We start from the raw sequence: 21,180 nt of genomic DNA on the forward strand, positions 1-21,180 counted from the left end.
TTGAAATATATATATTTTAATTTTCACGTTCTGATTTTCATTTCACAACAACCACGTCTCTTCTCAAGAAATGCCATATATACGCCTAGTTCGCCGCTATGTCGGGGTCAAAATGGCCGTTCACTAATGTGTCGATGAACCGGGCAGCACCGCTTTTTTTCGGCGAACGGCGCGCTTCATCCGTCCACAGCGCAGCGTTGAGAAAATCTGCATCTGCAATGATTGAAGCCCTCCCTGTTCCGACGGAACATTGGATGACAAACTCAACTGCGCTCTCGTCGCACTCCACGCCTGAGGTGCCGTTAGTCATCACCTGTTCTAATCTACCCACTCCGCGCGTAGCGAAAAAATGATCTCCAAAACGGCGGCCGACTACATCTTCATTCTCTTCGGCAACAGCAATCAGTTTGAGCCCCCAATGGTCGAGCAAAGGCGAGAGCAAGCCACTCGCCAATGGCCGTCGCGGATCACCCAATGGCAATGTCGAAGGCCAGAACAGCTCAGGGTCCGTCAAAATGATCACGTCGCCACCCGAACGCACCCAGCCATCAAGATCGGTCAAGTCTGCGGGATCCATGGGGCGTGGCTGGGCAAGAATGACGATATCCGGATCATCCTGCGCAAGATTTTCCAAACTGTCGACCGCGGCAATATCATATTGCTCCAGCCAATATTGATAAATGAGCGCGGGTTCCGAACGACCGGACAGGATGGATTCCATCGAAGCGCCCTCTCCCCAAACCAACGGAAGACTTGTCATCAATTGAATCTGGGGCTTTGCTTGTGCGGGATCAGACGCGGACTCAGCGGCGCTACACTGCGTCAACGTCAGTAGCGCAAAAATGGCCAATGGCAGTGCCTGCCAGAAACCCCGCAACTATTGTTGCTCCTGATCCATTGGCGCATCCAAATTTGGATCAGGTTTCAAATCCGGAACGATCTGCCCCGGAAGATTAGCAGCCGGAGCTTCAACTTCGGGTTGTTCTATTTCCGGCTCCGGTGCCGGGGTGATACCCAATTCGGCTAGTGGCTCGGCCGGCTTCTCTTCGGGAGTGCTGGCAACCGGAAAGGCATTGCCCGCCTCTTCACTCTGCAATTCTTCAATCACTGTTTGCTCATCACTAGCCAGCTCAATTACGAAATTGGCGATGCTGACCAGCAGCAGCATCACGGCCAAGCCAATCACGCCGACCTGAATGCGTTGCATCGTATCTTCGCGATCTGGATCTTCAGCTTGCTTATCCATCATTATCCAGCCAAGGGAAAACTGGCAGTCCTTTTTCTTTCAGCCAAGCGGCGTTGTAGAGCGAAGATAGATAACGAAAACCGGTATCACATAAGATCGTGGCAACCCGGCTTCCCGGTCCTAGCTCCTTACCCAAGGCAATAGCGCCAGCAACATTAACGCCCGATGACAGGCCAAGACACATGCCTTCTTCAATCAGCAGCCGCTTAACCCAAACCAGCGCTTCCTCATCGGAAATGCGATATTGCCGGTCCACAGGCGCATCTTCCAGATTGCCGGTAATCCGTCCCTGCCCGATACCTTCTGCAACGCTACTGCCTTCGGACTTAAGCTCACCATTGGCATAATATTCGTATAGAGCCGCCCCATGTGGATCAGACAGAGCAATGGCTATATTCTCATCCTTTGCCTTTAGCCCCATGCCTACGCCAGCCAGTGTGCCACCCGTTCCGACAGCGCAAGTAAAGCCATCAACCTTGCCGTCCATCTGTGCCCAGATTTCCTCCGCCGTTGTCTCGATATGCGAACGGCGGTTGGCGACATTGTCAAACTGGTTGGCCCAAACAGCCCCTTCTGTCTCTTCCGCGAGACGGCGCGATGTGTGAACGAAGTGGCCGGGATTTGAATAAGGTGCAGCCGGCACCGTGATCAGCTCTGCGCCAAGCGCCCGCAGCGTGTCCATTTTCTCACGGCTCTGGGTTTCGGGCATGACAATGGTGGATTTATACCCCTTGGCATTGGCAACCAATGCGATGCCAATACCTGTATTGCCAGCGGTTCCCTCGACAATTCTGCCGCCCGGCTTAAGCAACCCGCGCTCTTCAGCGTCCTGAATGATATACAGCGCAGCACGGTCTTTTACCGACGCACCGGGATTGGCAAATTCGCACTTGCCATAAATATCGCAACCCGCCTCCGCACTAGCGGTTTCAAGACGGACAAGCGGTGTGTTGCCAATAAGTTCGAGTGTGTTTGGGATTATGGTCATAGACCGATACATAGTATGCACATTTTCGCGCGGCAAGCGCGAAGCTTTTTTAGGCCCGATAGCATTGCTTTAGTCAAACGCCACCCAATGGAAATCGAACAAATTGTCAGTACGCAGCAAAGGATTATCATGCTAGGCCACTGATAAATTCAGACGAACCACAGGAAGAAGAGCATCATGGTTGAGAAAAAATATGAATGTTTCGATGTCGAAATAGACAATGGCATCGCCCATATTCGGATGAACCGTCCGGAAAAGCTCAACAGCATGAACAAGGCCTTCTGGAATGATTTGCCCGAGATTGTCGAGGATATCGACATCAATGCCCGGGCGCGAGTCATCGTCATAAGCTCCACCGGCAAGCATTTCTCGGCCGGCATGGACCTTTCGGTTTTCGCCCCCCAGCCCGACAACAAGATTGACGGTGCCGACAAGCATGTGCTGGCGGAAATGTTCCGTTCCAACGTCAAACAAATCCAGCATAGTTTCAACGCTTTGGAAGAAGCCCGCATACCCGTATTATTCGCGCTGCACGGCGCCGTCATCGGTGGCGCGATCGACATGATCAGCGCAGGCGATATTCGCTGGTGCACCAAGGATGCGGTTTTCTGCATACAGGAAACCAATATTGGTATGACCGCTGATGTCGGCACCTTCCCACGCCTGCAGCGCTATATTCCCGAAGGCTGGGTCAAAGAGATGGCCTATACCGGCCGCCGGATCGACGCCGCGAAAGCAAAGGAAATCGGACTGGTCAACGACGTGTTTGAAACGCAGGAAGACTGCCTGGCCCATGTCATGGAAACCGCCAGGGAAATCGCATCCAAATCGCCACTGGCGGTTACCGGATGCAAGGTGCTGATCAACTATGGCCGCGACCATGATACGGCGGACACGCTGGACTATATCGGCGTATGGAACGCCGGCATGTTCCCGCCATCGCATATTCAGGAGGCAGTTGCCGCAATGAGCGAGAAGCGCGAACCGGACTTTCCCGATCTGCTGCCGCTCCGAACCACACCGATGTAGTCTCGCACGCGCGATCCATCGATGATAAGCTTTATATATGCCCTGATCCCGGTGGTTCTGGTCACCATATTGGGATGGCTTCTGGCGCACAGGAATTTTCGGTCCGTTGACGGATGGCGCGCGATCGAAAAGCTGGTGTACTTCGTCTTTTTCCCGGCGCTGATTGTCAATGTGCTGGCCAGTGCCTCTTTTGAAATCATGCCCTGGGCCATGGTACTGGTGCTGATTGGCTCGCAAGTGGCGCTTGCGATTCTAGGGTTGTTCGCCAAACGGGCTGACGACGGACCGCGAAAAGGTTCGATCATTCAGTCCAATGTGCGCTGGAATACATTTGTCGGCCTGTCCATTGCCAGTTCCTTGTTCGGCGAGCCGGGATTAGCCCTGATGGCGATCGCAGTCGCGGTTCTGACCCCAACCGCAAACGTCATTTCGGTGCTGGCCCTGACCCATTTCGCTCGCGACAGCGGCGAGCAAAAACCGCATGTGGTGATGGATATGGTCCGCAACCCGCTAATCATCGGCTGCGTGATCGGCATAGCGCTCAATCTGTTGGGCATGGCACCCACCGGCATAGCGGAAAAAACCCTCGACATCTTGGGTCAAGCCACGCTGGCGCTCGGCCTGCTGGTGGTCGGCGCAGCGGTGGATATCGACGCTTTCAAACGGGCGGGCCACACGACATTGACATGGTCGGCAGTGCGCTTACTCGGCTTCCCGCTCGTGGCTCTGGCCGCCGGACTACTGCTCAACCTCGCACCAGACAGTTTGGCGATTGTCATGATCGCTGCGGCCACACCGACAGCAAGCAGCGGCTATATATTGGCACGCCAACTGGGCGGCGATGCGACCTTGTCGGCCAATCTGATCGCGGTACAGACGGTGTTCTCCGTCCTGTCCATGCCGGTGATATACGCGCTTTATCTGTTGATACAGGCTTAAAAAACGCGCGTTGCCTCGCCTAGCTCAGGTCGAACTTTTCCGGCACTATCTTCGCTAACATCTTGCCGCAACCTGCGTTGTTGCGCTGGAAACAGTCATGCGCCTTCATCGCCTCGAAATGCGCTACCAGCGACGGCCAGCGCGACTTGTCCGGTAATCCGGCGAGCATTTCCGTCTGGGCGATCTGCGCCGCGACGGATATGTCGGCAATCGTGATGGTGTCGCCGATGAAATAGGAACCGCCATCGAGATATTGTTCGAGATAGTCCCACAGCGGCGGCAGCTTCTCGTTCCAGGTCTTGCGCGCCGTTTCGAGATCGGGCTCCTTGCGCTGGAACAGATTGAAGATGATCGGTCGGAAGAGACCTAGCCCACCAGCCATCGCCAGTCCGGTATCGGCATATTCCTCAAGCCACAGCGCCCGGCCATGGTCAAAGGCATCGGCGGGATAGACCGCCGGTTCCGGCTGTCGTTTTTCCAGATAGCCGCAAATCGCCGAACTATCGGTGATCGTTCCGGCAGGGCCTTCTTCGGCAATGTCCCGATCCCGCAGCGACGGAATGCGACCGAGCGGACTGATTTCCTTATACCAATCTGGCATGCCCATGACATTGACGTCGTCGCAATCATAATCGAGCCCTTTGAGCGCCATCACCGCCTCCACCTTGCGCTGGAAGGGAGACAGAGGCGAGCCGTAGAGGACGAGGGATGCAGTCATGGGTGTTTTCTCCTGATGTTTGGAAGGTCTTTGGCGGATTGTTTAGAGATTGGGAAGAGCCTCTCGCACCCTCAGCGATGAACAATCACCACTGTATCCGCTGCTTCCTTCGCCAATGCCCGCGCCGCATCCGTATCCGCACCTGTCGCCAAGGCCACAGCCATCCGCCGGTAAGGCCGTGTTACCGGCTTCCCAAAAATCCGTACATCCGTTTCCGCGCCTTCGCTGCCCAGCGCCAATGCTTCCGCCACGCCAGTAAATTCAAACTGCTCGCTGTCCCGGTCTGCCAGAATCACCGCGCTGGCGCTGGCTGGCGCGGTGAGCGCGATATACGGGACCGGCAGCCCCATGATGGCGCGGGCGTGGAGATCGAATTCGCTGAGATTCTGGCCAATGGAGGTAACCATACCGGTGTCATGGGGGCGCGGGCTGAGCTCGGAGAAGATCACTTCACCTTGTTTGGTGACGAAAAATTCAACGCCGAATAGGCCCCAGCCCTTACCGCCGCCGCCCAGATTTTCGACGACCTTGCGCGCCATATCCTGAGCCGAAGCGAGCGCCGCATCGGTCATCGCCGCCGGTTGCCAGCTTTCCTGATAATCACCACGTTCCTGCCGATGGCCGATTGGCGGGCAGAAGAGCACGCCATCGCGGGTGCGAACGGTGAGCAAGGTAATCTCGTAATCGAAATCGATAAATTGCTCGACAATCACCCGCGCGCGGTCACCACGCATATTGGCAACAGCATAGTTCCATGCTTCTTCCAATTTGTCGGTGCTGTCGACCTTGCTCTGCCCCTTGCCGGAGGAGGACATCACCGGCTTGATCACCAACGGCAGACCGATATCCGCGGCCGCGCTGGCAACTTCGGCAAAGCTTTCGGCATAATGGTAGCGCGAAGTGGTCAGGCCCAGTTCCTTGGCCGCAACATCGCGGATCGCATCGCGGTTCATCGTCAGCTGGGTCGCGCGGGCTGATGGCACGACATGGAACCCCTCTGCCTCCATATCTGCCAATATTTCGGTGCGGATCGCCTCGACCTCGGGGACGATAAGATCAGGCCGATGCTTTTCAATCGCCCCGCGCAACTTTTCACCGTCGAGCATCGAGAATATCTCGCGACCGTCCGCGACCTGCATCGCAGGCGCATTGTCATAGGCGTCACAGGCAATGACATAAGCCCCCAACCGTTTAGCGGATATAACAAATTCGCGGCCCAATTCGCCCGAGCCGAGGAGTAGGATTTTTTTGGTGTAGGTCATGGATTGCCCATAACCAAAGTCAGTGGTCCCGTCATCCTGAACTTGTCTCAGGATGACGAATTTGACTATCCTCCCTCACCTTTCATCATCTCTTCCATGCGCCGCGCTATTTCCTCCTCCGAGACATCTTCGATATGGGTCGACAGGCTCCATTCGTGCCCGAATGGATCTTTCACCCAGCCGGAACGGTCTCCGAAGAACTGATCCTCCACAGGGCGGACGACTTCTGCGCCCGCGGCAACGGCTTGCGCAAACGCGGCATCGACATCGGGGACATAGATCATCAAGCTGGCCGTCGCCCCTCCCCGCTTATTAGGTCCCAGCTTATCCATCTCGGGAAACTCGTCCGACAACATCACATGGCTATCGCCAATCAGCAGATCGGCATGGCCGATCTTGTCACCCATCGGCAGGCGCATATGCTCGATCGCGTCAAAAGCCTTGGTATAAAATTCGATCGCCGCCTCAGCATCATCCACCGTGATATACGGGGTAACGCTATGATATCCGTCTTCTCTCCACTCCGCCATGATCACCATCCTATCTGGTTAAAGGCCATTTATAGCAAAATAATCTCATTTTACCGACTCCGGTCAAATTAAGAATTGATATATCATATCATCGAGGCTATCTAAGCATCAATTCCAGCCCCCAACATAGAAGAGATTATCTTGTCACATAGAAAACTACTGATTTCCGTCGCAGTCTTGGCACTTCCCATTTCGCCAGCTTTCGCTCAGCAAAATGACGCCCCTGCCCAACGCACCAGCGGCCTCTCTGATGATTTTCATGGCAACGATATGATCGTCGTCACGGCGCCCTATGTAGACCAGCTCGACATATTGGCCGGCACCTCGGTGCTGTCCGGTGACGATCTTGCCGAAGATATGCGCGGCCAGATCGGTGACACGCTGACGTCCCTTCCTGGCGTTTCGTCGACCAGTTTTGCCCCCGGCTCCTCGCGACCGGTATTGCGTGGCTTCCAAGGACCGCGTGTGCGCGTATTGACCGACGGCATCGGTTCGCTGGATGCCTCCAACACTTCGGTGGACCATGCGGTGACCATTGATCCGCTCACTGCCCAGCGGGTCGAGGTCCTGCGCGGCCCTGCGGTCCTGCTCTTTGGCGGCGATGCCATTGGCGGCGCGGTCAACGTCATCGACAAACGCATTCCGCGCGATATTCCCGATGATGCCATTCATGTCGACGCGATCGGCGGCTATGGCAGCGCAGCCGATGACTGGAGCCTGGCTGGTTCGGTCGATGTACCCCTGAGCTCCAAGCTGGTGATCCATGCCGACGGCAGCTACCGCGACAGCGGTGATGTGCGGATCCCGGGCTTTGTCCTATCACCCGACCTGCGTGCTGACTTGCTGGCCGATGCGGCTGAGGAAACCGAAGAAGGTCATCTCGAGGAAGCGGAAGAGCTGAACGAAGCCGCCAATCAGCAAGGACGGATCGCGAATAGCGCAAACCAGACCTACACCGCCGGTGCCGGCCTCGCCTTTATTGACGATGGTGGTCATCTCGGCATCTCCGTGAGCTATTATGACTCGGACTATGGCGTACCGGGACGACCTGGCGCAGAACATGCTCATGGCGAGGAAGAAGATGAAGATCATGACGACCACGACGATGATCATGACGACCACGACGATGATGATCACGATGATGATCATGACGAGGACGAGCATGAAGAAGGCCCGGTCACGATCGGTCTGAAACAGATCCGCGCCGATCTGCGCGGCGGCGTCAATCTTGGCGGTTTCTTTGAGTCCCTGAACTTCCGCGCCGGCTATTCCGACTATGAACATACGGAATTTGAAGGCGATGAAATTGGTACGGTCTTTTCCGTGTCGGGTATCGAAGCGCGCGCCGAACTGGTTCAAGCGGACCATGACGGCTGGCGTGGGGTGATCGGCACGCAGGTCCTCGCACGAGACTTCAATGCTGTTGGTGCCGAAGCCTTCGTTCCCAAGAACAGCCTCGAAAGCTGGGCATTGTTCACGGTCCAGGAAGTCGATCTCGGTAGTTGGGAAGTGGAAGGAGCGCTGCGCTTCGATCAGACCGACATCAGCGCCAACAGCATCAATTTTGATCGCAGCTTCAACGCATTCTCGGGCGCTTTGGGCTTTGCCTATGCTCCTGACGACAGCGCTTTCAAAGCCGGCGTCAATCTCTCACGGTCGGAGCGCGCGCCTTCGGCAGAAGAGCTGCTGTCCGACGGCCCCCATATCGCCACCCAGGCCTATGAAATCGGCAACCCCAATTTTTCCACCGAAAAAAGCTGGGGCGGCGAGCTTTATGCTCGTTGGGATAGTGACAATGTCCAGCTGAGCGCGACCGTTTACGCCAATTTCTTCGATGACTATATTTTCGAGGCGGAAACCGGCGCCGAAGAAGACGGCCTGCCGGTCTTCCAATATTTCCAGCGGGACGCGACCTATTATGGTTTGGAAGCGTCAGCGTCGGCAGTTGTCGGCCGGGCTGCTGGTTTTGATTTCATCGTCGATGGTGTCGCCGACTATGTCCGCGCTAAAATTGACAATGCTGGCGGCCCCGTACCGCGCATCCCGCCATTGCGCTTGCTGGGCGGGATCGAAGCGCAAAGTGACAGCTTTGACCTGCGCGCCGAAGTCGAATGGTCTGATAGCCAGAGAAAAGTCGCGGCGTTCGAAACCTCGACCGACAGTTTCACCATGGTCAATGCATCTGCAGCGTGGCGGCCTTTTGGAAAGCAGGGCGGCGTCACATTGCTCGCCTCGGCCAATAATATTTTCGACGTCAAAGCCCGTCGACATGCATCCTTCACCAAGGACTATGTGCCGCTTTCCGGTCGCGACTTTCGCATAAGTGCGAAGTTTAGTTTCTAGGTAATTTTGCCAAACAGAAAACGGTATCGGCTATATTAGCGGACGAAATCAGGGCGAAGTTATTTTGCTCTTTTTTCGTTCGGTAAGCCACATGATCGCAAGCGACACCTCGTATAGCAAGATCAACGGTATCCCGAGCATTAGCTGCGACACCACGTCCGGCGGCGTCAGGATTGCGGCCAAAGCAAAGGCAGCGACCACCATATAGCGACGCATGCTCTTCAATTGCTGCCTCGTCACTATCCCCGCGCTGTTGAGCAAGAGGAGCAGAACCGGCAGCTGAAAACACACGCCAAACGCCAGAACGAACTGCATCACCAGCGACAGATAGTCTCCCATGGCTGGTAAGGCTTCTTGCGTTAACCCACCGACCTGCCCTTCAAACCCCAGGAAAAAACGGAATGCGGTCGGCATAACGATATAATAGGCCAGCGATGCGCCCGCCATGAACAGCAATGGCGTTGCAATAAGAAAGGGAAGAAAAGCCTTCTTCTCATTCGCATAGAGGCCCGGTGCGACAAAGGCCCAAAGCTGGTTGGAAATGATCGGGAAGGCCACAAAAAAGGCAGCAAACATCGCTACCTTAATCTCGACGAAAAAGGCCTCGTAAAGCTTCGTATAGATCAATTTGCCTTCACCCGCGGGGAAAGCATCGGTCAGCGGCTGGACGAGTATGCCAAAGATTTCGTCCGCAAAAACGATGCTGACAAGAAAGGCGACAACCAATGCGGCCACCGACCACAGCATCCGCTGGCGCAACTCAATTAGATGCTCGATCAGCGGGGCTTTACTATCATCCAATCCCGGTTTGCTAGGATCGTTCATGGCTTGGCATCACCTTCGGGCGGCAATTCCGGCCGGTCGTCAGCGGGATCGGTTTCATCCGCGGAAGGTCCATCCAATGGCTCCATCAGGGGTTCTTCCGTAACGCCATCACCCGCTACACTGTCATCTGGGAGCGCTGGATGTTCGGCCATGATCCGTTCATTTTCGGATGCCCATTTCTTTTCCATTTCCTGAAGCTCTGCTTCGCGAACCATGGCATCAAGCCCGGTGCGGAAATTGCCCATAATGCCGCGCGCTTTGGCCATCCATTTCCCTGCCGTTGCGAGCGCCCGCGGCAATTCCTTGGGCCCAATCACAACAGTGGCAATGATCACGATAATCGCGATCTCGGATATGGAAAGATCAAACATGTTCTATGCGACCCAATAGTGGGGGGCCGACCTGATCAACCGGCCGTTTTATCGGCGGTCTTGCTGGCGTCAGCTGACGCATCGCTGGTCTTATTATCGATCTTTGGGGCGGGATTGGCAGCATTTGCCTCTTCCTCGGTAATGCCCTTTTTGAACGAACGAATGCCTTTACCAACATCGCCCATCATCTCTGAAATCCGGCCCCGGCCGAACAGAATAAGCACCAACGCCGCTACAATTAAAATCTGCCAAACACTCGGTTGCATGGGATTTTCTCCTTATGCCCTCTATTTAAGCGCTTTCGATCTCATTTTCCAGCAAAACACCATCATCATCTGCAATCTCTCGCACGTCGGACTCTTCTGAAGCCTTTTGTGCTTCATGCTCTGCTTCGGCCTCCAGTTCCATTTGTTCCAGCACAAGATCAACAGGGTCCAGCAATCCTGCGGCCTTCAAGTCATCAATACCCGGCAGATCCTTGCGGCTCTGCAGACCAAAATGCGTTAGAAAGTCAGCCGTAGTCGCGTAAATCAGCGGTCGGCCCGGAACTTCGCGACGACCCGCCGGACGCACCCATCCCGCCTCCATCAATACATCGAGCGTGCCCTTGGCAACCTGAACGCCCCTTATCGCCTCGATTTCCGCGCGGCTGACCGGTTCATGATAAGCAATGATAGCCAATGTTTCCATCCCGGCGCGGCTGAGCTTCCGCAGTTCGGACCGTTCCCGCCGCAAGAGATGGGAAAGATCCTGTGCAGTCTGAAAATGCCAACGGTCACCGGTTTTGATCAGGACAATCCCGCGGTCCTGATAATCCGCCTGCAAATCCGCCAATATCTGGCGAATATCAAACTCATCCCCAACATAGGCCTTCATATCGGCTATGGTCATCGGCTGTTCCGAAGCAAACAGCGTCGCCTCGACCGCACGCTTACCAATATCCATCGCGTCTGCCGTCGATTCGGTAGAGTCAGTATCTTCGGTGTCATGTTCACCCATGTGTCGTCGCCTTTATTCTAAGCGGTGCAAAACTGCCTTCCTGCTGCAGTTCCAACTTCCCTTGCCGCGCCAATTCCAACGTCGCGAGAAAGCTCGACGCAAGCGCCGATTTTCTGAGTTCTGGTGGAGACCCCGGCGGAAGAAAATGCCGAATATCCGTCCACTCAATCGTCTCGCCCAGCATCAGCGACACCCGGGCCAGTGCGTCCTCGAGAGTCATGACCATCCGCTGCCGAACGACGTGAATAGCCGGAGCGCTGCGCATCTTCACCCGAGAATAAGCTGAAATCAGGTCATAATATTCTGCCTGCCACTGGCGCTCTTTCACGACCCGCAGCCCTTCGGGCGCACCGCGCATGAAGACATCCCGGCCGATCCGATCCCTCGCAAGCAGACGAGCCCCCGACTCCCGCATCGCATTCAACCGTTCCAGCCGCATCTGAAGGCGCAGAGCCAGCTCTTCCGGCGATGGATCAATTTCTGGATCGCGGGGCAGCAAAAGCCCGGACTTCAAAAAGGTCAGCCAAGCCGCCATCACCAGATAATCCGCAGCCAGTTCGAGCTTTAGCGTCTGGGCACTCGCGATATATTTCAGATATTCCTGAACCAGCTCAAGGATGGATATCTCGCGCAAATCCACCTTTTGATTGCGCGCTAAGGCGAGCAGCAAATCAAGTGGCCCTTCCCAGCCGTCAATGCTCAGAGTCAGCGCAGCTTCATCAGAGGCCACCGTTTCGGGCGGGAAAAAGAAGCTTTCTGTTTCCGCCTCGTCGCTCATACCGTCGCTGCCATAAGCTCATCGCGGCGGGCAAGCAGGCCCGTCAGTTCATCATCGATCTCGTCATCCTTCGTGTCCGAAATCGTTGCCATTGCGTGGTTCAGACGCTGCTGTGTTTTCTCCGACATAGGTGACAGACGTTCGGCAATCCCCGTCATGTCATCCATCTTGGCCCAGCAATTGAGCGCGATATCACAGCCCGCAGCCTGCGCGCGTTCGGCCCGCTCCGGCACCGTTCCCGAAAGCGCTTCCATATCCAGATCATCGGTAAACAGGAGGCCATCGAAACCAATCCGGTCGCGGATGATGTCCTGCACCACCGTTTTCGAAAGCGTCGAAGGTGTCTCTGCGTCCCAGGCGGTAAACAGCAGATGGCCGGTCATGCCCATCGGGGCCATATTCAATGTTTTGAACGGGGCGAGATCAAGCTCTAGCTCTTCATCGCTGGCCGTCACCGTCGGCAAAGCCTTATGCGTATCGACGCTGGTACGGCCATGACCGGGCAAATGTTTGACCACACCGACCACTCCGCCGCGTTGCAGCCCATCCAAAATCGCACGGCCAAGCGCGGCAACCCGCATCGGTTCGCTTCCCAAAGCGCGGTCACCAATGACGTTATTCGCGTCCGGCTGACGAACGTCCAAAAGCGGCAAACAATCAACTGTTATCCCGACTTCACGCATGCTCACGGCAATGGCTTGGGCATTGAGCCGAGCCGCCTCAATCGCTGTCGCAGGCGCGATATCATATAGCTTGTCGAATATTTCGCCCGACGGAAATTTCGGCCAAATCGGTTCCTGCATCCGCGCGACGCGGCCGCCTTCCTGATCGATCAATATGGCGAGATCATCGCGGCCATGAATTGCCCTCAGGTCATCGGTAAGCGCCCGCAATTGCGCCTTGGTTTCGATATTACGGCCGAAAATGATATAGCCCGCCGGATCGCTATCCCGAAAAAATGCTTTTTCGTCAGCGGTCAGGCCTAAGCCCGCGATCCCGAAAACTGCCGGTGTCATAGCCATGATGAAGTCTTTTCACGCAACATATCTTATAATCGCGCTGTTTCGACGCCGGGTAAAGACGAAAGCACCGTTATCCACAGCGCTTCAACCACCAATTGCTCAAAAACTAGCGAACGACAAGGCAGCTTTCACCCGCAGCCTTCAGATTATTGCATATCTCCCGCGCTGCATCGCGACTTGGAGCCACTGCATTCAACCGATAAATCGTGCCGCCATCGACCGTGCCTTGCAGAATCTTCTTTGGAAGCGCTCCGATCGATTCAAAACGCCGCGCATAGCCTGACCAGCTGTTGTCAGCGAGGCTCGCTGAACTGAACGCACCAAGCTGGATCAACGCTGTCTCAGCATCATCCGCAGCGGGTTCGGCATCGGCCTTACGGATGGGCACTTCCGCTTCAACAGGATTGCCCATTTGCGCGGGTGTCTCCTGACCTTCGCTGGCGGCAAAGCTTGCGTCGCCTTCGCCTTCAAACGTCTTCGCCTGCGGATCATCGGGACGAACCTTATAATCGCCTTCCTGAACCGTGATCAATTCACCCTCACCGTCCAAGCCTCCGCCATTGCCCTTCTGCCACCAATAGATGCCGCCAACGATGGCCGCCAAAAGAAGCAATGCAAATGCAACGAACAAGGCCACGCGGATCGGAGAATATTCTCCGTCGTCATCATAATCTTCGGCCGATTCCAACCAAGGCAGACGATCGTCGTCGTCCAGATCAAGACTCTCGTGGGTTGTGTCTGACATTTTAAGCTCCGTAAGCCAAAGGGCTGATCACATAGATTCTGCGGCCTCTACACCCATCAGAGCAAGGCCATTCTTTATAGTCTGCCCGATATTCTTGGCTAAGAAAAGCCTCGCAGATGTCATTGCAGGGTCGTTAACCATTATGATCCGCTTTTCTGGCCGATCATTGCCCAGATTATAATAAGCATGAAAAGCCGCTGCGAGATCGTTTAGATAAAATGCGACTCGATGCGGTTCCCGTGAAGCCGCTGCCGCTTCGACAATGCGAGGGAATTGCGCGGCCAATTTGATGAGATCCATTTCCTCGTCACCAAGCTGATCAAGCTGACCGGTCGAAGGTGTCACCCCTTCGTCTGCCGCTTTGCGCAAAGTCGATTGAATCCGGGCATGGGCATATTGCACATAGAAGACTGGATTGTCGCGGGAGGCTTCCATCACCTTCGCAAAATCAAAGTCCATTTGGGCATCTGCCTTGCGGGTCAACATGGTGAAGCGCACGGCATCTTTGCCCACTTCGTCAACCATATCCGCAATGGTGACAAATTTGCCGGAACGTTTCGACATTTTCTCCGGTTCGCCGTTACGCAACAGGCGCACCATCTGAACCAGTTTCACATCAAATTTGGTCTTGCCTTTGGTCAATGCGGCCACGGCTGCCTTGATCCGCTTGACGGTACCACTGTGATCAGCACCCCAGATATCGATCAACTCATCTGCGGATTGCGCCTTTTGAAAATGATAGGCTAAATCCCCGCCAAAATAGGTCCACCGACCATTGGATTTTTTGATTGGACGGTCCTGATCATCGCCAAATTGGGTTGACCGGAACAACGGTAGCTCCACTGCTTCCCAATCCTCAATCACCTTGCCTTTGGGCTGCTCCAGCACCCCGTCATAAACAAGGTCTCGGGCCCGCAATTCGGCTTCCGCAATATCCGCTTTGCCCGCATCATGCAGTTCCGCTTCGGACGAGAAAACATCATGCTTTATACCCAGCATGGCCAGATCCGAGCGGATCATGTCCATCATCTTCTCGACCGCAGCCTTACGGAAAATGAGCAGCCAATCCGATTCAGCCGCTTCCTTATATTTATCGCCAAACTCGGTAGCCAAAGCTTCGCCAACAGGCTTCAAATAGTCACCGGGATAAAGACCCTCAGGTATCGCGCCTATATCTTCACCAAGCGCCTCCAAATAACGCAAATGTGCCGAACGAGCGAGCGTATCGACCTGCGACCCGGCATCGTTGACATAATATTCGCGGATCACTTTATGCCCGACAGCCTCCAGCAAGTCCGCCAGCGCGTCACCAACCACCGCGCCGCGACAATGGCCCATGTGCATCGGCCCTGTTGGATTGGCAGAGACATATTCAACGTTGACGGTAATGCCATCTCCCTTGTTCGACCGGCCATATTCCGAACCAAGCTGTGCAATTTCCAGAAGTTCGCCCAGCAGCACGGGCCCGGCAACCCGCAAGTTGATAAAACCAGGGCCAGCGATCTCCGCCGATTGCACATCCTCCAACAGGCCAAGCTTTTCCGTGATTTTTTCGGCCAAGTCGCGCGGTTTCATACCAGCGGCTTTCGACAGGACCATCGCCGCATTGGTCGACAGGTCACCATGCGCTGGGTCGCGGGGCGGCTCTAGGGCGACATTGGAACGGTCAATATCAACGGTAAGAACCCCTGCTTCAACGAGTTCATCCAATATCGCATCAATATGCTTCTGAAAAATCTGGAACAGCATGATTTGCTCAATTCATCATAGGAAATGGAGCCCGAGTGGATCAGGCAAGATTATTAATCAATTCAGGCAAGCTTATCGGGTAGCGTTATATTGCAGCTGTGCCTGGGTTAACTGAAAACCGATGAGAAGCTCGAAAGAAGATCGTGCCACAGCCGCCCGGATGGCAGGGTCTGCCAAAGGATCAAGTGCTGCATCGGGGTCACCAGCTTTGCGTTTCCGCGTCAACCGTTCAATCACCTCTTCCGGCAAACGCGCTGCGGAAGCGTCAACATAGGAACCAGCCTTGGCCGAAGCAGAAGCACGATATTGACCATCAGCAAATTGCAGCGTCACATTATTGACCCGCTTTGCCACAACGGCAGTACCGCCTTGGACGACGGTAGAGAAATAAGGAACCGTAACCGTGCGCGCGCCGGTAGGATCAATACGCGACGCATGAACATCAAACGTCGCTTCGGTGTAAATTCGTTCGCTTTCACTATTACAAGTAGAACGCACGTTGGTGATATTTGCTACCACATCAATGGCCCGGGCATCGGTGCTGGTCACCGGATTGAAGACGGTGATGTCCCCCGTATGGTCGGGAACCGCAACTGGAGGGCAGCCTGATCGAGTGACCGAGACGCCAACGCCCGCACTGACGTCAAGCGCGCCGTCTTTTGCACAACCGGAAACAGCCAAAACTGCGACCGCTGCCAAAACCATTTTTTTCAATCGGCCATTCGCCATCATTCTTAATCCTTGCCTTTGATCCCGGGCAACACACATAGGCTTCATGCGCATCGATAAAAGTTTCGCAACCCTTATCTGGGCCTTTAATCCGGTGCAACCGTCCAGAAGATGAACAGACAGGCTTTTCGCCGGTGCAGTTATTCCCTAAGGCTTACAACATGATTCACTCAGATAAGCAAAAACGGCAGATTGACTTGCTTGTGGCTGCGCCGCGCGGCTTTTGCGCGGGCGTCGACCGGGCGATAAAAATCGTCGAACTGGCCATCAAAAAATATGGCTCGCCCGTCTATGTGCGGCACGAAATCGTCCATAACCGCTATGTCGTGGATGAATTGAAGAAACTGGGTGCGATATTTATTGAAGAACTAGACGAGGTACCCGACGGCGTTCCGGTGGTATTTTCCGCCCACGGTGTTCCCAAAGCAGTGCCGCATAAAGCGGAAGAGCGCGGCTTGGAATATCTGGATGCGACCTGCCCGCTTGTCTCCAAAGTCCATCGTCAGGCAGAACGGCAAACCGAAGCCGGGCGACATATTGTTTTCGTCGGCCATGCCAATCACCCTGAAGTCATTGGCACCTTCGGCCAGGTCGAAGAGGGACAAATGACGTTGGTTGAAACGCTCGAGGACGTTGAAGCGCTGAAACCGGAAGATCCCGATGCACTCTCGTTCCTGACCCAGACAACCCTGTCGGTCGATGACACCCGCGAGATCGTCGAAGCGCTGCAGGCCCGCTTCCCCAGCATTGTCGGGCCAAAAGGCGAAGATATTTGTTACGCCACTTCCAATCGTCAGGACGCGGTGAAAGAAATCGCAAAATCCTGCCAACTCGTATTGGTCATTGGCGCGCCCAATAGCTCCAACAGCCTGCGCTTGGTAGAAGTTGCCGAACGCCTAGGCGCAGAAGCGAAATTGATCCAGCGCGCGGAAGAAATCGACCTTGCGTGGTTTGACGGCGTCGACAAATTAGGATTGACCGCAGGCGCCTCCGCGCCGGAAATTCTGGTCCATGAAGTCAGGCACTTGCTCGAGGAATATTTCGAAGTGAACGAAGAAAAGGTCACGACCGCCGACGAAAATATGGTGTTCAAACTTCCGCGTGGGCTCGAAGCCGCCTGATGGCCGTCTATACACAAGTTAGCGCAGAGGAAATCGACCGCTTCCTCACCCGCTTCGACGTCGGCACGCTCGTGTCTGTCAAAGGCATTGCCGAAGGCGTTGAGAACAGCAACTACCTGCTCGAAACAACGCAAGATAAGTATATTTTGACATTATACGAAAAGCGGGTTGATCCGGCGGACCTCCCGTTCTTTATCGCTCTGCTCGACCATCTATCGGCACATGGTTGTCTCGTACCGCCGATGATTGCCGACCGAGAAGGCAAGAAAATTCAGCAGCTTTGCGGACGCAGTGCCTGTCTGATCACCTTTCTTTCCGGAGTATCCGTTAGCAGCCCAACAACGACTCATGCCGCAGCGATGGGTGAAGCCTTGGGGGACATGCATCGGGCACTTGCAGATTTTGATCAGGAACGGCGCAATGTTCTGGATCATGATGGCTGGCGGGCTTTGGCGGAACAATGTGGCCCTGCGCAGCTCGACAAAATTGCACCAGGTTTGGCCACGGCAATAGCGCAGGAACTCGATTATCTCGATGAACATTGGCCCCATGATCTACCACGCGCGGCCATTCATGCCGATCTTTTTCCCGACAATGTGTTGATGCTGGACGACAAGATTAGCGGCCTGATCGACTTTTATTTTTCCTGCACAGATGTCCGCGCCTATGATCTTGCTGTCACCCACGCGGCCTGGTGCTTTTCCGAAGACGGCACCGATTTCCACGATAAGATTTCGCAAGCATTGATCACCGGCTATGCATCAACCTTTCCGATCAGTGATGCGGAACGCAAAGCTCTTCCGCTGCTCGCCCGCGGAGCGGCATTGCGCTTTTTACTGACCCGTGCCTATGACTGGATCAACACGCCAGCCGATGCGCTGGTCACCCGCAAAGACCCGCAAGCCTTTCTTAACAGGCTGGAATATTATCAAACCCATCCGGATGTTTTTGCAATATGACCGAAACCCAAATTGTCGAGATCGCCACCGATGGCGCATGCAAGGGCAATCCCGGACCAGGCGGCTGGGGCGCGTTAATCCGCTTTGGTGACAAGGAAAAGGAAATTGCGGGCGGGGAACCGGAAACGACCAACAACCGCATGGAATTACGCGCGGCAATCGAAGCCCTCAATACACTTAAGCGCCCCTGCAAGGTGAAGCTGTCTATAGACAGCACCTATGTCAAAGATGGCATTACCAAGTGGATTTTTGGTTGGCAGAAGAACGGCTGGCGGACAGCGGCGAGAAAGCCAGTCAAAAATGCCGATCTCTGGCAGGATCTGCTAAAGGCGGTTGAGCCGCACCAGATCGAGTGGGTTTGGGTAAAGGGTCATGCCGGCGATGCTGACAATGAGCGCGCCGATCAGCTGGCGAGCGATGCTGCTATCAACATCGCTCGCAGCAGTTACTAGGATTATGACCTAGCTATTGTCTTCGATTTCAGCGGCCGGTCCATTTTTCTGGATCGAACTAATCGCATTTTGCGCGCCGGCTTTGTTGGAATAGCCTTCGGTCGAGAAAATGATTTCGCTATTATATTTGAAGCGAACCCGGAACTCGCCCTTCTTGTCTTTCCAAATTTCAAACTTATGTGCCATTTTCATGCTCTCCTTCGGTTGCATTACTAAAATAATAGGCAATCCGAGTGCCAGTGCAACGACCGAGTTGTAAAACAATGTGTCTCAAGAAAAGCGCGAAGCCGCATATAGGCTGGCATCAACGCTTTGCAGGCTCTCATCTACCGGCTGTCCGAGCAGAACCGACCGGGCCAGCTTCGCGGCTGCCGGGGCGGTCTGAATACCGAAGCCCCCTTGCCCGGCAAACCAGAAAAAATCGGCTACCGCAGCATCAAAACCAACAACAGGCAAGCGGTCCGGCGCGAAGCTGCGCAAGCCCGCCCATTTGCCCGTGACCCGCTTAACCTCCACATCCATCACTTTTTCAAAACGGTCGATGGCAATGGCCACGCTCAATTCATCAGGCGCGACATCGGTTGCTTCAGTTGGAGTTTCGTCATGGGGACTGAGCCAATAGCCGCCGCCTGCTTCGGGTTTAAAATAGAAGCTGCCATCAAGCCCGACGACCAAAGGCATCGCCGATGTTGAAGGCGGTTCGGTCTCGATCTGAACCATATTGCGGATCAAAGGCTGAATACCAATCGGCTTCGCATCGGCCATCCGGGCAATACTATCCACCCATGCGCCAGCCGCGTTGACTAATATAGTGGCATGATAGCTTTCATCCCCATCGGACAATAGCCACCCACGATCATCTTTCTCGATTTGAGTGATCCGCGTCCGGCATATCAAATCCACAGCCTTCCGCTTGGCGTCCTTAAGATAGGCGGCATGCAGCGCAGCAACATCAATATCACAGCAATCCGGTTCATAGATCGTATGATTCCACACCGACTTTATGTTGGGAACGAGGGACTTGGTCTGATCCCATCCCCATCGCTCCATGGTCAGACCATTGTCAGCAAAATCAGCCAGAAATTGATCTGCCAGTGCTTTTTCATGATCTTGCGCAATATTGACCGCGCCGCGTGGGCTAAGAAAGCTATTCTGTGAAAAGTCTGGTGGCGGATTTTCCAGAAATTCTCTGGAAGCGGATGTCAGGGGCTGAACCAGCGGACCACCATAGCTTTCTGTCCAGAAAGCCGCCGAGCGACCAGTAGAATGATAGCCGGGATAGTCTTCCGCTTCGAGCAACAAGACCGAGCGATCCGCGCCAATTTCAGAGGCGATGCTGGCTCCGGCAATACCGGCACCGATTATAACAACGTCATAGTGTTTCACGCTTTGGGTACCACCCTATCCAGAAATGCAAAACAGGCATGCAACGCATCATCCCGTACAGCATCCGCTTCGCGCAGAATCTCATGCGCGGCTTCCGGACCGAATAGTTTCATTTCGGCCTTCGGTATAAGATGCACAGCACGCTTGATCGTGGGATGATCGACAAGTTCGTCACTCGACGTCGCAAGTACAAGAATGGGCGTACCCATCTGCGTCAGCCTTTTTCGGTTTCTCAGCAATTTGGTTGAGGCATAGGTCCGTTCAACCCATTGCCAGCTTCCCGGACCCAAACGTACAAAGGGACGCTCACGGAACCAGAAAAACTCGTCCGAATATCGGTCCGCATCGTGAGTCAGCAAACCTTGTCGCAACACTTGTGGTTCCAGCGGTTTTTCGACCGCCTTCCAAGCGCGACGTTCAGCGCGGCCGATGACGCACATGATCTTCGCAATCGATTGCGCTGCCCATTCCGGCATCCCGCCGCCCGCAAGCGCAAGCATCGGGGCGCTTAATATCACAGCATCAGGACTTATAAGTTTCTCGGTCAGCGCCCGCAGCACGAGATGCCCGCCCATGCTGTGACCTAGCACAACATGGGGCCCGGAATGACTAGTGCTCCAGTCATTAAACAAGGCTACCAGATCCCCCACCCAGGTGGAAAAGTCGTCAATGTGGCCGACATGCGGGTGCGGGCCGCAGCGCCCTGATCCGCCCTGCCCACGCCAGTCAACCGAAGTCACATTCCATCCACGCGCATAGAAATCATGAAAGGCTTCAAGATATTTTTCGTAAAAGTCGGCCCGCCCGGTCATGAATAAAATCGAACCGCGTGGGTTGTCCTGCTGCCAATCCAACTTCCGGAATTCCCAGCCATCAGGCCCGGTCCAGGTCTCTTCTACTGCATCTGTCGGAATCGACCGGCGATCAAAACGTTCATCTTTCAAGTCTGTCATATCACGCTTTATCGTTGGCACCATTTCGGAAGATGA

The 21,180-nt window shown here is 54.8% G+C and carries 24 protein-coding genes; 6 read left to right on the plus strand and 18 right to left on the minus strand.

Annotated features, from left to right (window positions below):
* Window positions 1-85: 85 nt before the first annotated feature.
* The 3 genes from ABJG22_RS12650 to ABJG22_RS12660 form a co-directional block, all read right to left on the minus strand.
* A complete protein-coding gene (locus ABJG22_RS12650) occupies window positions 86-760 on the minus strand; it encodes a hypothetical protein (protein ID WP_348020631.1) in 675 nt (224 codons plus the stop codon).
* Between the two features lie 117 nt (window positions 761-877).
* The gene (locus ABJG22_RS12655; RefSeq protein WP_348020632.1) at window positions 878-1,249 is read right to left on the minus strand and encodes a hypothetical protein; all 372 of its coding nucleotides are present in this window, start codon (window positions 1,247-1,249) and stop codon (window positions 878-880) included.
* Window positions 1,239-2,234 carry a cysteine synthase A gene (locus tag ABJG22_RS12660; RefSeq protein ID WP_348020633.1) on the minus strand — a complete coding sequence of 332 codons (996 nt, stop codon included), beginning with the start codon at window positions 2,232-2,234 and terminating at the stop codon, window positions 1,239-1,241. Before ABJG22_RS12660 ends, ABJG22_RS12655 begins: the two co-directional genes overlap by 11 nt.
* Window positions 2,235-2,411: 177 nt before the next feature.
* Between ABJG22_RS12660 and ABJG22_RS12665 the strand changes: the two genes are divergently transcribed.
* Window positions 2,412-3,263, plus strand: coding sequence for a crotonase/enoyl-CoA hydratase family protein (locus tag ABJG22_RS12665; RefSeq protein WP_348020634.1), 852 nt, complete (start codon window positions 2,412-2,414; stop codon window positions 3,261-3,263).
* A gap of 21 nt (window positions 3,264-3,284) precedes the next feature.
* Window positions 3,285-4,202 (plus strand): AEC family transporter, encoded by a 918-nt coding sequence (locus ABJG22_RS12670; protein WP_348020635.1) that lies wholly within the window; start codon window positions 3,285-3,287, stop codon window positions 4,200-4,202.
* 19 nt (window positions 4,203-4,221) lie between these two features.
* Here ABJG22_RS12670 and ABJG22_RS12675 read toward each other — a convergent pair whose 3' ends face one another.
* The 3 genes from ABJG22_RS12675 to ABJG22_RS12685 form a co-directional block, all read right to left on the minus strand.
* Window positions 4,222-4,920, minus strand: coding sequence for a glutathione S-transferase family protein (locus ABJG22_RS12675; protein ID WP_348020636.1), 699 nt, complete (start codon window positions 4,918-4,920; stop codon window positions 4,222-4,224).
* A gap of 71 nt (window positions 4,921-4,991) precedes the next feature.
* Entirely contained in the window at window positions 4,992-6,182 is a 1,191-nt protein-coding gene (purT, locus tag ABJG22_RS12680; RefSeq protein ID WP_348020637.1) for a formate-dependent phosphoribosylglycinamide formyltransferase, read from the minus strand.
* Between the two features lie 65 nt (window positions 6,183-6,247).
* Complete coding sequence (locus ABJG22_RS12685) at window positions 6,248-6,712, minus strand: VOC family protein (protein ID WP_348020638.1); 465 nt, start codon at window positions 6,710-6,712, stop codon at window positions 6,248-6,250.
* 141 nt (window positions 6,713-6,853) lie between these two features.
* Between ABJG22_RS12685 and ABJG22_RS12690 the strand changes: the two genes are divergently transcribed.
* Window positions 6,854-9,055: a TonB-dependent receptor gene (locus ABJG22_RS12690; protein ID WP_348020639.1), complete on the plus strand. Its 2,202-nt coding sequence runs from the start codon at window positions 6,854-6,856 to the stop codon at window positions 9,053-9,055.
* A gap of 48 nt (window positions 9,056-9,103) precedes the next feature.
* Here ABJG22_RS12690 and tatC read toward each other — a convergent pair whose 3' ends face one another.
* The 9 genes from tatC to ABJG22_RS12735 all read right to left on the minus strand — a co-directional run bounded on the left by tatC (window position 9,104) and on the right by ABJG22_RS12735 (window position 16,273).
* Window positions 9,104-9,880 carry a twin-arginine translocase subunit TatC gene (gene tatC, locus ABJG22_RS12695; RefSeq protein ID WP_348020640.1) on the minus strand — a complete coding sequence of 259 codons (777 nt, stop codon included), beginning with the start codon at window positions 9,878-9,880 and terminating at the stop codon, window positions 9,104-9,106.
* The gene (gene tatB / locus ABJG22_RS12700) at window positions 9,877-10,251 is read right to left on the minus strand and encodes a Sec-independent protein translocase protein TatB (RefSeq protein WP_348020641.1); all 375 of its coding nucleotides are present in this window, start codon (window positions 10,249-10,251) and stop codon (window positions 9,877-9,879) included. Before tatB ends, tatC begins: the two co-directional genes overlap by 4 nt.
* Before the next feature lie 35 nt (window positions 10,252-10,286).
* The gene (locus tag ABJG22_RS12705; RefSeq protein ID WP_348020642.1) at window positions 10,287-10,517 is read right to left on the minus strand and encodes a twin-arginine translocase TatA/TatE family subunit; all 231 of its coding nucleotides are present in this window, start codon (window positions 10,515-10,517) and stop codon (window positions 10,287-10,289) included.
* Between the two features lie 25 nt (window positions 10,518-10,542).
* Entirely contained in the window at window positions 10,543-11,196 is a 654-nt protein-coding gene (gene scpB / locus ABJG22_RS12710) for an SMC-Scp complex subunit ScpB (protein ID WP_348020917.1), read from the minus strand.
* A gap of 46 nt (window positions 11,197-11,242) precedes the next feature.
* Window positions 11,243-12,028 (minus strand): ScpA family protein, encoded by a 786-nt coding sequence (locus ABJG22_RS12715; protein ID WP_348020643.1) that lies wholly within the window; start codon window positions 12,026-12,028, stop codon window positions 11,243-11,245.
* The gene (nagZ, locus tag ABJG22_RS12720) at window positions 12,025-13,044 is read right to left on the minus strand and encodes a beta-N-acetylhexosaminidase (RefSeq protein ID WP_348020918.1); all 1,020 of its coding nucleotides are present in this window, start codon (window positions 13,042-13,044) and stop codon (window positions 12,025-12,027) included. The genes ABJG22_RS12715 and nagZ overlap by 4 nt, the downstream gene beginning before the upstream one ends.
* 112 nt (window positions 13,045-13,156) lie before the next feature.
* Window positions 13,157-13,795: an SPOR domain-containing protein gene (locus ABJG22_RS12725; protein WP_348020644.1), complete on the minus strand. Its 639-nt coding sequence runs from the start codon at window positions 13,793-13,795 to the stop codon at window positions 13,157-13,159.
* A 27-nt stretch (window positions 13,796-13,822) separates the two neighbouring features.
* A complete protein-coding gene (gene argS / locus ABJG22_RS12730) occupies window positions 13,823-15,544 on the minus strand; it encodes an arginine--tRNA ligase (RefSeq protein WP_348020645.1) in 1,722 nt (573 codons plus the stop codon).
* A 72-nt stretch (window positions 15,545-15,616) separates the two neighbouring features.
* Window positions 15,617-16,273 (minus strand): hypothetical protein, encoded by a 657-nt coding sequence (locus ABJG22_RS12735; protein WP_348020919.1) that lies wholly within the window; start codon window positions 16,271-16,273, stop codon window positions 15,617-15,619.
* 161 nt (window positions 16,274-16,434) lie between these two features.
* On the opposite strand from ABJG22_RS12735, the gene ispH reads away from it, so the two are divergent.
* From ispH to rnhA, 3 genes are read left to right on the plus strand one after another with little or no spacing between them, the layout of a single operon-like run.
* Entirely contained in the window at window positions 16,435-17,394 is a 960-nt protein-coding gene (gene ispH / locus ABJG22_RS12740) for a 4-hydroxy-3-methylbut-2-enyl diphosphate reductase (RefSeq protein ID WP_348020646.1), read from the plus strand.
* Window positions 17,394-18,353 carry a homoserine kinase gene (gene thrB, locus ABJG22_RS12745; RefSeq protein WP_348020647.1) on the plus strand — a complete coding sequence of 320 codons (960 nt, stop codon included), beginning with the start codon at window positions 17,394-17,396 and terminating at the stop codon, window positions 18,351-18,353. Before ispH ends, thrB begins: the two co-directional genes overlap by 1 nt.
* The gene (rnhA, locus tag ABJG22_RS12750) at window positions 18,350-18,805 is read left to right on the plus strand and encodes a ribonuclease HI (RefSeq protein ID WP_348020648.1); all 456 of its coding nucleotides are present in this window, start codon (window positions 18,350-18,352) and stop codon (window positions 18,803-18,805) included. Before thrB ends, rnhA begins: the two co-directional genes overlap by 4 nt.
* Window positions 18,806-18,814: 9 nt before the next feature.
* On the opposite strand, the gene ABJG22_RS12755 is transcribed toward rnhA, so the two are convergent.
* The 3 genes from ABJG22_RS12755 to ABJG22_RS12765 all read right to left on the minus strand — a co-directional run bounded on the left by ABJG22_RS12755 (window position 18,815) and on the right by ABJG22_RS12765 (window position 21,144).
* On the minus strand, window positions 18,815-18,991 hold the full coding sequence (locus ABJG22_RS12755) for a DUF1508 domain-containing protein (RefSeq protein WP_348020920.1): 177 nt from the start codon (window positions 18,989-18,991) through the stop codon (window positions 18,815-18,817).
* 84 nt (window positions 18,992-19,075) lie between these two features.
* A complete protein-coding gene (locus tag ABJG22_RS12760; RefSeq protein ID WP_348020649.1) occupies window positions 19,076-20,191 on the minus strand; it encodes an FAD-binding oxidoreductase in 1,116 nt (371 codons plus the stop codon).
* On the minus strand, window positions 20,188-21,144 hold the full coding sequence (locus tag ABJG22_RS12765; protein ID WP_348020650.1) for an alpha/beta hydrolase: 957 nt from the start codon (window positions 21,142-21,144) through the stop codon (window positions 20,188-20,190). The genes ABJG22_RS12760 and ABJG22_RS12765 overlap by 4 nt, the downstream gene beginning before the upstream one ends.
* Window positions 21,145-21,180: the final 36 nt, after the last annotated feature.

The sequence above is a fragment of the Parasphingorhabdus sp. genome (assembly GCF_039939955.1).
GTDB lineage: Bacteria > Pseudomonadota > Alphaproteobacteria > Sphingomonadales > Sphingomonadaceae > Parasphingorhabdus.

Excerpts from the sequence above, each read along its gene's own strand:
- ispH (WP_348020646.1), top strand. The coding sequence starts at position 16,435 with ATGATTCACTCAGATAAGCAAAAACGGCAGATTGACTTGCTTGTGGCT.
- scpB (WP_348020917.1), bottom strand. The coding sequence starts at position 11,196 with ATGGATATTGGTAAGCGTGCGGTCGAGGCGACGCTGTTTGCTTCGGAA.
- ABJG22_RS12765 (WP_348020650.1), bottom strand. The coding sequence starts at position 21,144 with ATGACAGACTTGAAAGATGAACGTTTTGATCGCCGGTCGATTCCGACA.
- ABJG22_RS12685 (WP_348020638.1), bottom strand. The coding sequence starts at position 6,712 with ATGGCGGAGTGGAGAGAAGACGGATATCATAGCGTTACCCCGTATATC.
- ABJG22_RS12660 (WP_348020633.1), bottom strand. The coding sequence starts at position 2,234 with ATGACCATAATCCCAAACACACTCGAACTTATTGGCAACACACCGCTT.
- ABJG22_RS12705 (WP_348020642.1), bottom strand. The coding sequence starts at position 10,517 with ATGCAACCGAGTGTTTGGCAGATTTTAATTGTAGCGGCGTTGGTGCTT.
- nagZ (WP_348020918.1), bottom strand. The coding sequence starts at position 13,044 with ATGACACCGGCAGTTTTCGGGATCGCGGGCTTAGGCCTGACCGCTGAC.
- tatC (WP_348020640.1), bottom strand. The coding sequence starts at position 9,880 with ATGAACGATCCTAGCAAACCGGGATTGGATGATAGTAAAGCCCCGCTG.
- ABJG22_RS12675 (WP_348020636.1), bottom strand. The coding sequence starts at position 4,920 with ATGACTGCATCCCTCGTCCTCTACGGCTCGCCTCTGTCTCCCTTCCAG.
- ABJG22_RS12735 (WP_348020919.1), bottom strand. The coding sequence starts at position 16,273 with ATGGCGAATGGCCGATTGAAAAAAATGGTTTTGGCAGCGGTCGCAGTT.
- purT (WP_348020637.1), bottom strand. The coding sequence starts at position 6,182 with ATGACCTACACCAAAAAAATCCTACTCCTCGGCTCGGGCGAATTGGGC.
- ABJG22_RS12755 (WP_348020920.1), bottom strand. The coding sequence starts at position 18,991 with ATGGCACATAAGTTTGAAATTTGGAAAGACAAGAAGGGCGAGTTCCGG.
- tatB (WP_348020641.1), bottom strand. The coding sequence starts at position 10,251 with ATGTTTGATCTTTCCATATCCGAGATCGCGATTATCGTGATCATTGCC.
- ABJG22_RS12725 (WP_348020644.1), bottom strand. The coding sequence starts at position 13,795 with ATGTCAGACACAACCCACGAGAGTCTTGATCTGGACGACGACGATCGT.
- ABJG22_RS12715 (WP_348020643.1), bottom strand. The coding sequence starts at position 12,028 with ATGAGCGACGAGGCGGAAACAGAAAGCTTCTTTTTCCCGCCCGAAACG.
- rnhA (WP_348020648.1), top strand. The coding sequence starts at position 18,350 with ATGACCGAAACCCAAATTGTCGAGATCGCCACCGATGGCGCATGCAAG.
- ABJG22_RS12650 (WP_348020631.1), bottom strand. The coding sequence starts at position 760 with ATGACAAGTCTTCCGTTGGTTTGGGGAGAGGGCGCTTCGATGGAATCC.
- argS (WP_348020645.1), bottom strand. The coding sequence starts at position 15,544 with ATGCTGTTCCAGATTTTTCAGAAGCATATTGATGCGATATTGGATGAA.
- thrB (WP_348020647.1), top strand. The coding sequence starts at position 17,394 with ATGGCCGTCTATACACAAGTTAGCGCAGAGGAAATCGACCGCTTCCTC.
- ABJG22_RS12670 (WP_348020635.1), top strand. The coding sequence starts at position 3,285 with ATGATAAGCTTTATATATGCCCTGATCCCGGTGGTTCTGGTCACCATA.
- ABJG22_RS12665 (WP_348020634.1), top strand. The coding sequence starts at position 2,412 with ATGGTTGAGAAAAAATATGAATGTTTCGATGTCGAAATAGACAATGGC.
- ABJG22_RS12655 (WP_348020632.1), bottom strand. The coding sequence starts at position 1,249 with ATGATGGATAAGCAAGCTGAAGATCCAGATCGCGAAGATACGATGCAA.